12 protein-coding genes are annotated in these 13,035 nt (G+C 71.5%); 9 read left to right on the top strand and 3 right to left on the bottom strand.

Going from position 1 to position 13,035, the window contains the following annotated elements:
• Positions 1-84: 84 nt before the first annotated feature.
• Complete coding sequence (locus tag GA0115240_RS27270) at positions 85-1,065, bottom strand: phosphotransferase family protein (RefSeq protein ID WP_093740670.1); 981 nt, start codon at positions 1,063-1,065, stop codon at positions 85-87.
• Positions 1,066-1,339: 274 nt separating this feature from the next.
• Here GA0115240_RS27270 and GA0115240_RS27265 point away from each other — a divergent pair, with 274 nt between their 5' ends.
• The 4 genes from GA0115240_RS27265 to GA0115240_RS36365 all read left to right on the top strand — a co-directional run bounded on the left by GA0115240_RS27265 (position 1,340) and on the right by GA0115240_RS36365 (position 5,486).
• Complete coding sequence (locus GA0115240_RS27265; RefSeq protein WP_093740668.1) at positions 1,340-2,866, top strand: hypothetical protein; 1,527 nt, start codon at positions 1,340-1,342, stop codon at positions 2,864-2,866.
• Between the two features lie 41 nt (positions 2,867-2,907).
• Positions 2,908-3,498, top strand: coding sequence for a heavy metal-binding domain-containing protein (locus GA0115240_RS27260; protein WP_093740666.1), 591 nt, complete (start codon positions 2,908-2,910; stop codon positions 3,496-3,498).
• 613 nt (positions 3,499-4,111) lie between these two features.
• Positions 4,112-4,513 carry a hypothetical protein gene (locus GA0115240_RS27250; protein WP_093740662.1) on the top strand — a complete coding sequence of 134 codons (402 nt, stop codon included), beginning with the start codon at positions 4,112-4,114 and terminating at the stop codon, positions 4,511-4,513.
• A 478-nt stretch (positions 4,514-4,991) separates the two neighbouring features.
• Positions 4,992-5,486, top strand: a complete 495-nt coding sequence (locus tag GA0115240_RS36365) for a hypothetical protein (RefSeq protein WP_141708979.1) — start codon at positions 4,992-4,994, stop codon at positions 5,484-5,486.
• A 48-nt stretch (positions 5,487-5,534) separates the two neighbouring features.
• On the opposite strand, the gene GA0115240_RS27240 is transcribed toward GA0115240_RS36365, so the two are convergent.
• Positions 5,535-6,107, bottom strand: coding sequence for a DUF1990 family protein (locus GA0115240_RS27240; protein ID WP_093740658.1), 573 nt, complete (start codon positions 6,105-6,107; stop codon positions 5,535-5,537).
• Between the two features lie 107 nt (positions 6,108-6,214).
• Positions 6,215-7,177, bottom strand: coding sequence for an aldo/keto reductase (locus tag GA0115240_RS27235; protein ID WP_093740656.1), 963 nt, complete (start codon positions 7,175-7,177; stop codon positions 6,215-6,217).
• A 285-nt stretch (positions 7,178-7,462) separates the two neighbouring features.
• Between GA0115240_RS27235 and GA0115240_RS27230 the strand changes: the two genes are divergently transcribed.
• From GA0115240_RS27230 to GA0115240_RS27210, 5 genes are all read left to right on the top strand, one after another.
• Complete coding sequence (locus GA0115240_RS27230; protein ID WP_256070001.1) at positions 7,463-8,320, top strand: FadR/GntR family transcriptional regulator; 858 nt, start codon at positions 7,463-7,465, stop codon at positions 8,318-8,320.
• A gap of 297 nt (positions 8,321-8,617) precedes the next feature.
• Positions 8,618-9,715 carry an enolase C-terminal domain-like protein gene (locus GA0115240_RS27225; RefSeq protein WP_093740652.1) on the top strand — a complete coding sequence of 366 codons (1,098 nt, stop codon included), beginning with the start codon at positions 8,618-8,620 and terminating at the stop codon, positions 9,713-9,715.
• Between the two features lie 42 nt (positions 9,716-9,757).
• Positions 9,758-11,149 (top strand): ABC transporter substrate-binding protein, encoded by a 1,392-nt coding sequence (locus tag GA0115240_RS27220; protein WP_093740650.1) that lies wholly within the window; start codon positions 9,758-9,760, stop codon positions 11,147-11,149.
• A complete protein-coding gene (locus GA0115240_RS27215; protein ID WP_093740648.1) occupies positions 11,146-12,069 on the top strand; it encodes a carbohydrate ABC transporter permease in 924 nt (307 codons plus the stop codon). The genes GA0115240_RS27220 and GA0115240_RS27215 overlap by 4 nt, the downstream gene beginning before the upstream one ends.
• Positions 12,066-12,980 (top strand): carbohydrate ABC transporter permease, encoded by a 915-nt coding sequence (locus GA0115240_RS27210; protein WP_093740646.1) that lies wholly within the window; start codon positions 12,066-12,068, stop codon positions 12,978-12,980. The genes GA0115240_RS27215 and GA0115240_RS27210 overlap by 4 nt, the downstream gene beginning before the upstream one ends.
• Positions 12,981-13,035 lie beyond the last annotated feature (55 nt).

Raw genomic sequence — 13,035 nt, 5'->3', positions numbered from 1 at the left:
AAGGCATTTCGGAGGATCCCGTCCGGCTTCTTGCGGCCGACCATCTCCGTGATCATCCAGCCCTGGACGACGGGGGTCGCATCGTCAACTCCACCGGACCATCACCAGCGCTTCGTTCAGGTGGTGTTCGGCGATGCCCTGCATGAACTCCCGGTCGGGGAAGTCCCCGTCGAGCAGGCGCAGCGGGCCGGCGGTCAGTGACAGGTGCTGGGTGAGTTTGTAGAGCGCGAGGCGGTCCTCGTCGAGGCCGTCCACCGCCAGTTGCCGGTACTGGCTGTCGGTATGGCGCAGGCGCAGGAACACGTGCTCCCACTCGACGTCGAAGTACAGCAGGTTCTCGATGTCGATCACGACGGGATGACCGTCCCGGTCGACCATGACATGGTCCAGACCCAGCTCGCCGTGGACGACGGAATACTCGGCGCGCGGCCGCACCGCCGCGGTCAGTTGACGCAGGCGCTCCTCCACCTCCTCGCTGGCATCGGCGATCCGGTGGTCGCGCGCCGTTGCCTCGGCGAGGCAGCGCAGCGCGAAAGCGAGCGCGGCCTGCTCGCACGAGGCCGGCCGTGACGTGCCGCCCGCGTCGATCAGGGCCACCTTGCCGAAGGACGGACCCCGGTGCCGGCGCATCACCGCCAGGCTCTCGGCCAGCCGCGCCATGGCGGGCTCCGCGGCCCGCGGGTCGCGGGTGCTCAGGTCCATCAGGTCCCCGCCGGGGACGTCCTCGACGATCGCGAGGTCGGCCGGGTAAAAGGTACGGTCGCGGTCGACCAGATGAACCTCGAGGACCCGAACGCCCAGCGACTTCAGCCGCGCATGCGCCGCCTCGAACAGCTCGAGCCCGACGCCGGGCGAGAACGGGTCGGCGAGGTCGCCGTCGTACTCGGTGGCCGGCCAGTAGTTCTCGGAGTCCCCCCACAGATAGGCGATGGCCGTCATGCCGTCGTCCATCGTCAGCCGGTACACGCCCTTCGTGGTGCCGCCGGCGACCCGCTCGACCGCGTCCAGTCGTCGCCCACCACCCAGCGCGGCCTGCGCCGCTCCCGCCAACTGGTCCCGCGTCACTTTCCTCCGCGCCACGCCTGCAGCCCGCCCTCCACCCAGGTAACCGGAGCACCCTACGCGGGTCGTCGTTCAATGCCGAACGATTTGTTCCGGGCCCCAGGCGGCAGGCCGCCCCGGAACGGCGGACCCGGGGCCGAGCTTGCTGCCGGAGGCAAGTCCGGCTGCGGCGTTGACATGTCGTGGGTTGGGCACGAATGTCGTGGTGCCCCCATGGGAGAGCGCTCTCTCACCTAGCCCCCGGGGCACCCGACACTCCTGTGTGGAAGGGCCAGTCATGCCCCCGTCCGGCCGACGCCCCACCGTACGCGCGCCACGCATCGCCGTCGTCTGCATCGTCCTGCTCGCACCGCTGTCGTTCGCCCTACCGGCCTCGGCGACCGCGCCCGCCGCCCGGTACACCGTTACCGATCTCGGCACCCTCGGCAGCGGCACAGCCAGTGTCGCCACCGCCGTCAACAATGCCGGGGTGGTGGTCGGTTACTCCGACGTGACGCCCAACGTCACCCAGCACGCCTTCAAGTGGTCCAGCGGCACGATGGCCGACCTCGGCACCGAGGCCGGCGGCGGCAACAGCCGGGCGAACGCCGTCAATGACGCGGGCCAGGTCGCCGGAACCGCGGACCGGCTGCCCGGCGGGTACGGGTACCCGGTGCGGTGGAGCGCGGGCGGCGTGATCCAGGACCTCGGCGGCCCGGTCACCAACCGGCTCGGCGTCGGCAACGCCATCGACCCGGCGGGCCGGGTCGCCGGCGGCCAGCGCCCGGCCGACTCCGAGGACGGCCCGGTGGCGATCCTCTACGACCAGGCGGGCAAGCCGACCGAGTTGGGGAGCCCGCCGGACAGCCTGAACGCCGCCACCGGCATCAGCGCGCAGGACGAGGTGGTCGGCGGCCCCGCGTTCACCTGGCACGCCGGCACCCTCACCATGCTCCCGTATCTGCCCGGCGGCGGGGGCGCGGGGGCGAGCGCGGTCAACGTCTCCGGCCAGGTGGTCGGCACGGTGGCCCTGCCCGCCGCGGCCGGCGGGCAGGACGCGGCGCTGTGGCGCAACGGCGAGCTGACGGACCTGGGCACCGTCGACGCGATCCAGTACAACCAGGCCAGCGCGATCAACGCCAGCGGGCAGATCGTCGGCACCGCCGACCCGCAGTGCCAGCCGTGTGCGGCCCCGGTTGCCTGGCTGCGCCAGCCGGGCGGCACACTCAGCACGCTGAACAGCCTGCTCCCGGCCGGCTCCGGCTGGGACCTGCAAAGGGCCAACGGCATCAACGACCGGGGTCAGATCGTCGGCGCAGGGCTCCACAACGGCAGCCCGCACGCTTTCCTGCTGAGCCCGGTCTTCGCCGCCACCGTGAACTTCGCACCGGCCGGCTCGCCCCTACCCATCGGGTACGCCGCCGATACCGGGGCCGCCTACGGCCCGAGGTCCGGCGGCCTCAGCTACGGCTGGAACGTCGACAACTCCGCCAACACCCGCAGCCGTACCTCCGCGACCGCCCCCGACCAGCGCTACACCACCCTGATCCATATGCAGCGGCCCGGCAGCGCGACCGTCTGGGAGCTCGCCGTGCCGAACGGCCGCTACACCGTCCACGTGGTCAGCGGCGACCCGGACCACACCGACAGCGCCTACCGGCTCACCGCCGAAGGCACCGTCGTCGTCTCCGGTACGCCCACCGCCGCCGCGCACTGGGTCGAGGGCACCGCGCAGGTCACCGTCTCCGACGGGCGGCTGACCGTGGCCAACGCGAGCGGTTCGAGCAACAACAAGATCGACTACATCGACGTCATCGCGTCCTGACACCTCATGGCGGCCTGACACCTCATGGCGGCCTGCCACCGATGTACCACGCCCGCGAGTTGGCGATGGACCGCATGACGGCGGAGGCGAGCGAGCTGGGCGCGGACGGCGTCGGCGGCGTGCGGCTGGACGTCGAGATCAAGGAATTCGCCTCGGACGCGGCCGAGTTCACCGCCGTCGGTACGGCGGTGAAGGCGGACGGCGCGGACCCGGGCCGTACCGGGACCTGGCTCAACAACAAGAGCCAGCCGTTCACGTCGCATCTGTCCGGCCAGGACTTCTGGACGCTGATCCGGTCGGGCCACGCGCCCCTCGGCATGGTCATGGGCTCGTGCGTCCATCACATGGCGCGTCAGCGGCTCGGCCAGGTGATGGCCAATGCGGGCCGCAACGTCGAGGTCGAGCAGTTCTCGCAGGCTCTCCGCAGTGCACGCGAACTGGCGACGAGCCGTATGCGGGCCGAGGCGGAGGACCTCGACGCCGAGGGGATCGTGGCGGTCAAGCAGCGGCGGCACGCCCACACATGGGCGTCGCACACCACCGAGTTCTTCGCGATCGGCACCGCGGTACGGCCCCTGCGCGACGACCACGTCATGGACCGGCCAAGCATGGTGCTGAGCCTCGACGCCTAGCTAGAAGCCCTGATCATCGGCGGCAGCGGCTTCCTCGGGACCGATCTGGTCCCCAGGCAACAGCAGCCGGCTTGTCACTCCCTCGATCTGCGGAACCAGGGGGATGCCGTGCTCGATCGTGCCGGTCCGGCGAAAGCCCGGACGCTTGCACTCGCCCGGATTCCGCCGGCCACCGGCGCCGACACGAACCCCCGTCAACGCCGGCACCGCTCCGGCCGCGGCACCCGACCCACCGGACCCTGCCAACTGCCCATCCGTGGCCACCGCGACCCACCCAACGCCCGCACCCCCAACTGGAATCGGATCCGCGCCCGTGCCCCGACCCGCGAGGGACCTGCTCGGATCGCGGAAGTTGAGCCGGATCCCGAGGGTGGGCGGCGCTCGAACGCGGGCGTCGGAGCTTCCTGCCGCCCACGTCGGCCCACTGCGTCCCAGCGTCGTCTCCACCGCGGGGACGTTCCGGCAGGTCAACGGGTGGACGTCCCACCAAGTGCTCAATGCCGCCGTGCGCCTGGCAGATGACCGGGATGAGCTCGCACACTCGGTGACGCAAGCCGGGCGGCGCGGCGCACCCGCATCGCGAGACCGACCGGCCACCGACTGAGGAGGAACGATGAGGGTAACCAGAGCTCTCGCATCAGGGGTGCTGGCGACCGCCGCGGTCGCGGCGATGACGGTGGGCTCAACCGCCACCGCGAGCGCGGCGCCCCAAGCCCGGGGGTCGTTCATCACAAGTGGGACCGTCGCCCCGGCGGTGACGTGCCCGTATCCCTATGTGTGCTTCATCGAGAACGGCAAGATCGGCGGCAAGTTCCAGGACGTCACGTCGACCTGGCAGCCGCTGCCGTCCGTGCCCGCGGCTCCGATAACGGTGGTCAACAGCCGTCACGACGACATCGCGTACATCCGCTGGGTGGGCGGGACCACCGCCTGCCTGCCGCCGGAGACCACGTTCTACGTCACCGGCGGTTCGCTGAACGCCGTGCGGATCGACAGCTCCGCGACCTGCAGCTGAACTGGTTGTTGCGAGGTGCCCCCGCCCAGCGGCGGGGGCGCCCTTCCCCCCAGGGAACCGCCACGGTGGCCCTCCCCGGACACGCGACGGCTCCCACGAGGGGACGGCTGCCGGGGTGGACGCCATGCCGGTTCGGTACCCCCTGAGCACCGTGGGGGTACGGACCGCGGTGCAGCCGGTGATCATCCGGCCGGTGCGTCGCCCCCCTTGCGGGCCCACCCATCGAGAGGAGTTGGCCCGCGGGTGCAATACAGTACGGCGCCGCGACCTCCCGGCTGCCATCTTCCCTGGGGGACCCTGACCAGTGACGACACCGCTCTGTCCGGATCCGGGAAGCTGGCCGGGACGAGCGCGTCACGGTGCCCGGATTGCGGGGAGCCCACACCCGTCGACGCCCGTTTCGTCACCTGGTGCGCGGCCTGCGGTTGTAACACCGACCCGCCCCCCGCGTGGCCGGCTGGAGGCACGCCGGCACGAGGTGGCCGCCCGATACGGCGAACAGCTGTACGGCGACTGGCCCGACAAGGGTGTCACCGCCCCGCGCCTGGACGCGGCGCGCATCGCCGGCTACGCCCTGGCCGTCGCGGTCCACCTGGTCACCGTGCTGCTCGCCCTCGCCGGAGTGCTGCTCATCGTGCTCGGCCGGGCCGTCATCACCCAGGTCGCGCTGGGCGCCGCGCTCCTGCTCGCGGCTGTGGCGATGCGCCCCCGGCTGGGTCGCCCGCTCCGGCACGACGTGATCCTGCACCGGGCCGCACCCCAGTGCTACAGGCTGTCCGCCGCTGATGTCGGGCTATGGCTGCACGGTGGTTCGGCGGACCCGATGCCGCGCGGGGGCGGACCCGTGGGCTCGGTGCCGGGTCGGCGCTCACCGGCAAGAACGGCCGCAGCCGCTCCCAGTCCGCGTCCGACAGACCGTCGTGCTCCCGCCCCATACGTAACACAACAGACAAGTGAGGCGGCAGCCGCATGATCGGCCGGACAGCTCCTAGCCAGTGCGGTGACCTGTCCGGTCACCGCACTAGGTTGCGGACCCGGCTCGGAGCTTTCGCAGGACCTGGCCGCAGCGGCGGGCGTAGAGGTGCTGGAACAGCGGGACCAGCGGGCCGAGGGCGCGGGTGTACCACAGCGCCGGCCGGCTGAAGGCGGTGACGGTGAACCAGACGGCGCCGTCGGGCGCCAGCTCCACCAGGAACGCCTCTTCGCCTCGCTCCGGGTGGCCCGGCAGCGTGCCGTAGCCGAATCCGATCCGGTTCTGGTCCGCCACCGCCCACACCACCTCGCACGGGGCCACCGGCCCGACGCTGCCGCGGCCGAGCAGCATCCGTACGCGGACCCCGGGCGCGGCCTGCTGCGCGCTCGCCGTCAGCCGGACCCCGAGGGCCCGGTGCATCCGCCAGGTCAGGACCTGTCGGCCGGCCGCGTCGAACACCTCCCGGCCGGTTCCCAGCCGGGTGCGGTACCGCAGGTGGCGGTAGCCCGGCGGCAACCGGCCGCCGGGCGCGGTGCCGCCGACCTCGCGATAGGTGAACCCCTGCGCGGCGGGATCCGTGCGGGATGTGCTGGCAGCGTCTGGGCGGTCTCGTTCGGTCATACCAGCAGTCTGCCCCGCCCCGGGGCCGGGCCCGAGGTGCCGGACCTGGCCTCGGCGCGGCGGGCACGGGGGGCCTCTTCCGGGATCGGGTAGGGCGCGCGGCGCTGTCACGGGGTGAGCGGGTCCAACTCCGCCCAGGCGTCGGGGGGCAGGTCGGACATCGCCCAGCCGGCGGCCGCCGTGGCCTCCGCGGCGGTGCGGGTGCCCGCCACGACGGAGGCCACGGCGGGGTGGCGCAGCGGGAAGCGGATGGCGGCGTGCGGCAGGACCGTGCCGTGCCGTCGGCACACTTCGGCGAGGGTTCGGGCGCGGCGGAGCACCGCCTCGGGAGCGGGGCCGTAGTCGTACGATGCGTCGTCGGGCGGCCACGGCCTGCTGAGCAGGCCCGAGTTGAAGGGGGCGGCGGCCACCACGGAGATCCCGCGCCGCGCGCAGAGGTCGAGCAGCGGGCCGGCGCTCCGGTCGGCCAGGGTCCACCGCCCGGCCACCATCAGCACGTCGACGTCCGCCTCCGCCGCGATCCGGGACAGCGGTGCCACGGCGTTCATGCCCGCGCCGACGGCGCCGACGACGCCCTGGTCCCGCAGGTCGGCGAGGGCCGGCAGCGCGTGCTCCAGGGCTTCGTCCAGGTGGTCGTCCGGGTCGTGCACGTACACGATGTCCACCCGGTCCAGGCGCAGCCGCCGCAAGCTGTCCTCGAGGCTGCGCAGGACACCGTCGTGGGAGTAGTCGGGCCGCCGGGTCAGCGCGTCGGGTACGGCGAAGCCGCCCGCGGCCAGGTCGGAGCCGGTGGGGGCCCGGTTGGGTGTCAGCAGGCGGCCGACCTTCGTGGAGACGGCGTACTCGTGTCGCGGGTGGCCGGCGAGCGCCTCGCCCAACCGGCGCTCGGACAGGCCGAGTCCGTAGTGCGGGGCGGTGTCGAAGTAGCGGATTCCGCTGTCCCAGGCGGCGTTGACGGCGGCGAGCGCGTCGGGCTCCGCGACGGGGCGGTGCAGGTTGCCGATGGGCGCGGCCCCGAACCCCAGGGCGGTGACCGCGACATCGGTACGGCCGAGCGGGTTGCTGTTCACCCCGCGGCGCCGGGTGCGGCTCTCATGGGTCTCCCTTGTCGTCGTGGCGGCTCGGCGCGGAGCCGATGAATCAGGTTCATCGTGCCGCGAGCACGATAAGCGGGGACGGTAGGCGGCGCAATGGGCCTGCCTGGCGCCCCTCTTGCGACCTCCGACCAGGATCGACCAGGAACTCCCGCTCCGGAAGGCAGCAAAATTGACCCGACTCTTCCCCTCGGGACATCCGGATGTCATAGTGACGGCGCAAATGAATCCGATTCATCGAGCCGAGGAGGAGTTGTCGCTGTGACTGGCGAACACGCTGACCCGTCCGAGGGACCCGACACGGCGGCCGCCCCCTACCGTCCGGGGTACGAGCTGGTCGCCGAGCAGCTGCTCACCTACATCGCCGAACAGAACCTGATGCCGGGCGACCGCCTGCCCACCGAGCAGGGACTCGCCCAGATCCTGGGCGCCACCCGCAACGTCACGCGGGAGGCGATCAAGGTACTGGCCGCGATCGGACGGCTCACCGTCCGCCGCGGGGCCGGCATCTTCGTGGCCGCCACACCCGGCGCGCTGAACGACGACCGGCTCGCGCACTTCCAGCCGACGCGCATGGAACACGTGATGATGCTGATCGACTACCGGCAGCTCATCGAGTCCGACACCGCGCAAAAGGCCGCCGGTCTCGCCACGCCCCTCGAGGTGCGGGCCATCGGCAAGAGCGCGGAAGCCTCCCTCGGCGCCGCGCTCGCCGGAGACGTGGCGGCGTTCGCCGCCGCGGACGAGCAGTTCCACGACGCGGTCGGCATCGCCGCGCACAACGTGTTCCTCCGGTCGAGCATCACCACGATCCGGCGGCTGATGTCGCAGACCGACATCCTGCTCTTCCACGGAGACGTGCCGGGCTCGCTGGAAGTGGCGGGCCGGCAGCACCTCGCCATCGCGGCGGCCATCTCCTCGGGCGGCGCGGAGAAAGCCGCCGAGCTGATGCAGGAGCACATCGACACCACCCGCCGGCAGGTCGAACGCAAGATCCGCGACCGGCTGTTCAACCTGACCGAGCCGGTCGGCGGCGCGGCCGCCCGGAAGCCGCGCGGGGCCCAGGACGGAGGGCCGGACGGCAGGCAGGAGGACTCGCCGGAGACCTCAGCTTCGTAAGTCCTCCCCCGGCGACCGCTCGGAGCACCCGGCACCGATGCCCCCGGCGGACCGTCCGGCGGAAGCCGCGGGCCCCCCACCGGGCCCACCCGCCGGGCCCACCGCCCGGCGCGGATCCCGCACGCCCGGTTGCCGGCCCGTCCGGGCCGCGAGCCCGGAGCGCCGCGCCACACCTCCGGCGTCGCGCCGTCCTGCGACGAATCGTTTCCGCTGTGGTGCGCCCGCAAAACGGCACGCCCCGCCGCTCCCCCCAACCGCCCCCGCCAGCCGGTCCGTTCACAGAAACAGAAAGCACGGATGAAGATCACTCATGTCGAAGTCCACCGGATCGACGTTCCCCCGGCAGACCCGCCGTTCTCCTGGCGGCGGGGGCTGAGCGGCAGTGCGCCGACCGGCGACGGCGCGGTTCTGCGCATCGGCACCGACGAGGGAGCCGAGGGCGTGGCGGTGTTCGCCAGACCGGGAGCCGCCGTCACCCTGGGGGACCTCGTGGACCGGGTGTTCCGCGACGAACTCGTGGGAGCCGACCCGTTCCAGCGGGAGTGGCTGTGGCACCGGGTGTGGGAGCTGGACCGGATCCACGAACTCCCGCTGCCCACCCTCGGTCTGATCGACATCGCGCTGTGGGACCTGGCCGGCCGCGTCCACGACCAGCCGGTCTGGCGGCTGCTCGGCGGTTTCCGCGACGCGATACCCGCCTACGCCTCCACCACGACCTTCGCCACGACCGAGGAGTTCCTCGACGTGGCCGACCAGTGCCTTGCCCTGGGCTACCGGGGCATCAAACTCCACGCCTGGGGCGAGGCGCGGCGCGACGCGGCGCTGTGCCAGGCGCTGCGCGCCCATGTGGGCCCGGACATCCCGCTGATGTACGACGGGTCGGCGGGCTTCGACCTGCCCGACGCGATCTTCCTGGGCAACGCGCTCGCCGAGGCCGGCTACCTCTGGTACGAGGAGCCGATGCGCGAGTTCAGCATCAGCGCCTACCAGCGCCTGGCCCAGTCCGTCGCGGTGCCGCTCCTGGTCGGTGAGACCTCGGACGGCGTCCACATGAACTCCGCCGACTTCATCAGGGCCGGAGCCGCGACCTTCGGTGTGCGCGCCGGCACCACGCTGCGCGGCGGGATCACCGGCGCCATGCGCACCGCGCACCTCGCCGACGCGTTCCGGGTGCGCGCCGAGGTGCACGGCTCGGACATCCCCAACCACCACCTGTGCATGGCCATCTCCAACACCACCTACTACGAGTCCCTGGTCACCGCCACGCACGTCGTGCGCGAGCGCCATGTGGACGACCAGGGGCTCGTCCACGCCCCCACCGGCCCGGGCATCGCCCTGCCGCTCGACTACGGCTACGGACCCGAACTCCGGCGCTTCGTCGAGCAGCCCCGCTGAACAGCAGTCGCACATGAGCCGAAAGAACAGAGAGGCAAGACAATGAGGTCTTCCGGATCTCCCAGAACCGCCCTGCGCCGCCGGGCGCTACGGGCCGGCGCCGCGCTGGCCGCCCTGGCCATGGCTGGCGTACTGGCCGGATGCGCCAGCGCGGAACCGACCAAGGACGCCGGCGCCCAGCCGGGCCACGCGGCGTTCAAACCGGTCACGCAGAAGGCCGGCTCGCAGATCACCGTCTGGGCGGACTCCACCCGCCTGCCCGCGGTGCAGGCCTACCAGAAGGCGCACCCGGACGTGAAGATGAAGATCGTCACGTACGACGGAGGCGCCGACGGCTCCACCTACCTCCAGACGAAGGTGCAGCTGTTCGACCGTACCGGCAGCGGCTGGCCGGACGTGGTGTTCGGCACTCCGACCGATGTGACCTGGGCCTCGGCGCCCACCAAGCCGGGCGCCACACCGTTCGCGGCGCCGCTGGACCAGAGCCTGGTGCCGCAGCAGACCCTGGACGGCTTCGCCAAGGGTTCGCTGTCGCCGTGCCAGTTCAACGGCCACACCTACTGCCTGCGCAACGACATCGCGCAGGTCGTGCTCTGGTACAACAAGTCGCTGATGGACAAGTGGGGTTACCAGGTCCCCACCACCTGGCCGCAGTACGAGGCACTCGGCGAGAAGGTCGCCAAGGAGCACCCCGGCTACCTGGTCGGCTCGGTCGGCGACACCAACTCCCAGGAGTCCTACCTCTGGTCGAGCCAGTGCCCCGCGTTCGACCTGGTCAAGCCCACCACCTTGCGGGTCGACCTGCAGGACCCGAAGTGCACCCGCATGTCGGGGCTGCTCGACAAGCTGATAGCGGCCAAGGCGGTCAGCACCGAGGGCTTCTTCAGCCAGGGCTTCGCCAAGAGCAGCGGCTCCAAGGTCCTGATGGCCTACGGGCCCTCCTGGTACGGCCAGTACCTGTTCAAGACCGCCTTCAACACCCCCGCCCGGCAGATCACCGCCGCGGCCCCGCTGGCCTGGCCCGGTGAGACCGCTCCGAGCACCGGCAACGTCGGCGGCGGGGTGTGGATGGTCTCCGCGCACAGCGCCAACCTCAAGGCGTCCACCGACCTGGCAACCTGGCTGACCACGTCGAACGACAACCAGGCGTCGGCGCCGACCTACCCCGCCTACACCCCGGCGGCCACCGCCTGGCTGGCCAACCCCGCCAACCGCGACTATTTCGCCACCGATGTCAGCGGTCCGTTCCGGCAGGCCGCAGACGAGGTGTGGACCGGCTGGTCCAACACGAAGTTCTCCGACGCGACCGCCTGGTCCAGCGTGGTCCTGCCCGCACTGACCGCGGGCAAGACGCTGACCGCCACGCTGCCCGCCTGGCAGAGCGCGATCAGCGACGAGGCCAGGACCAACGGATACCAGGTGACCAACCGATGACGCTGGCCACCCAGCGCATCGCCGTCCCCCGCCGCCGCGCAATGACGCGGCGGCGGGCCGGCAGTGCGGCGGGCTACCTGTTCGTCGCCGGGTACACGGTCCTGCTGGTCGCCTTCGGCGTGTTCCCCACCTGCTACGCCTTCTACCTGGCCTTCACCAACGAGGCGGGCAGCTTCACCGGGCTCAACCAGTTCACCAAGGTGGCCCGCGACTACCGCTTCGGGCCGGCCTTCGGCCACGTCCTGCTCTACCTGGTCCTGTGGCTGGTGGTCCTGGTCGTGCTCACCGTGCTGGTGGCGGTGGTGCTGCGCAGCCGGGTGCGGGCGAGTGTCTCGGCGCTGCTGCGGTTCCTGTACTACCTGCCGGGCGCGCTCGCCGGGGTGGCCAGTGTGCTGGTCTGGCTGTTCATGCTGGACCCGGACGTCAGCCCGGTGTCCTGGCTGCTCAAGGCCATGGGCCTGGACAGCTTCGCGGCGGTCCTGGCCCCCGGCGACCTGCCGGTGATCTTCATGCTGATCGCGTTCTGGACCGGCGCCGGCGGCTGGATGGTGGTGATGTACGGGGCCCTCAACAACATCCCCGACGAGGTGCTGGAAGCGGCCCGGATGGACGGCGCGGGACCCTGGCGGACCGCGTGGCACATCCAGATCCCGATGATCAGGCAGTGGATCGCCTATATGACGATCCTGGCCTTCGCGGGCGGCACCCAGCTGTTCGTCGAGCCGCAACTGCTGCAGACCGCCAGCCTCGGCCGGGTCAGCCCCGCCTGGTCGCCCAACCAGCTGGCGTACGTCTACGCCTTCCAGCAGGGCGACTTCAACGGAGCCGCCGCCATCTCCGTCTTCCTGCTCGCACTCGGGCTGCTGTGCGCGGGCCTGTTGGTGGCGCGCTCGAACATGTTCACGTTGGATGAGAAATGACGCAAAGTACTTCAGCTCCGCGCGTGCCGCGCCCGCGCGCCACCCCGTCCCGGGCCGTGTCGGCCGCGATCGTGGCCCTGCTGCTCGGCGTGCTGCTGGTGTTCTTCGTCCTGCCGGTGGTCTGGCTGCTGCTGGCCCCGTCGAAGACCGCGGGCCAGATCGTGCACGACAACCCGCTGTCGTTCGGCTCCTTCCGGCAGATCGGCGCGGCCTGGCGGCACCTGTTCGCCTTCCAGGACGGCGCGGTGCTGGTGTGGCTGCGCAACTCGGCGGTCTACTCGCTGGGTTCACTGGTCCTGACGCTGCTGACCAGTCTCCCGGCGGGCTACTCGCTGGCCCTGACCCGCTTCCGCGGCCGCAAGACGCTGCTGATCACCACCATGGTGACGATGATCATGCCGTCGGCCACGCTGGTGCTGCCGATCTTCCTGGAACTCAACCGCTTCCACCTGATCGGCACCATCTGGTCGGTGATCCTGCCGTTCTCGTTCTACCCGTTCGGGGTGTACCTGGTGTACATCTACTTCGCCACCAGCCTGCCCCGCGACCTGCTGGCGGCGGCACGCATCGACGGGTGCTCGGAGTGGCAGCTGTTCACCCGGATCGCCCTCCCGCTGGCCAAGCCCGTCGTCGGCCTGGTGGCCTTCTTCAGCTTCGTCGGGAACTGGAACAACTTCTTCCTGCCGTATCTCGTGCTGCCCAACAGCGACGAGTTCCCGATCCAGGTCGGCCTGAACCAACTGCTCACCTCCACCCCGTCGTTCAACCCGGTGGCCGGCGCGGGGCTGAACATCACCATTCCCGAGCTGTCGCTGGCGATCATCGTCGCGATCCTGCCCGTGCTGGTGCTGTTCCTGTTCTCCCAGCGCACTCTCGTCTCCGGCATGCTCGCCGGCTCCACCAAGGATTGACCCGCGCGGGGCCGCGGCACCCCTCCCCCGGCGTCGTCGCCGCGCCCCGCAGCGC

The sequence above is a fragment of the Streptomyces sp. DvalAA-14 genome, from assembly GCF_900091855.1.
In the GTDB taxonomy this organism is placed as follows: domain Bacteria; phylum Actinomycetota; class Actinomycetes; order Streptomycetales; family Streptomycetaceae; genus Actinacidiphila.
The sequence above is the reverse complement of the archived record's forward strand: the minus strand, read 5'-3'. Positions and strand labels throughout refer to the sequence as shown.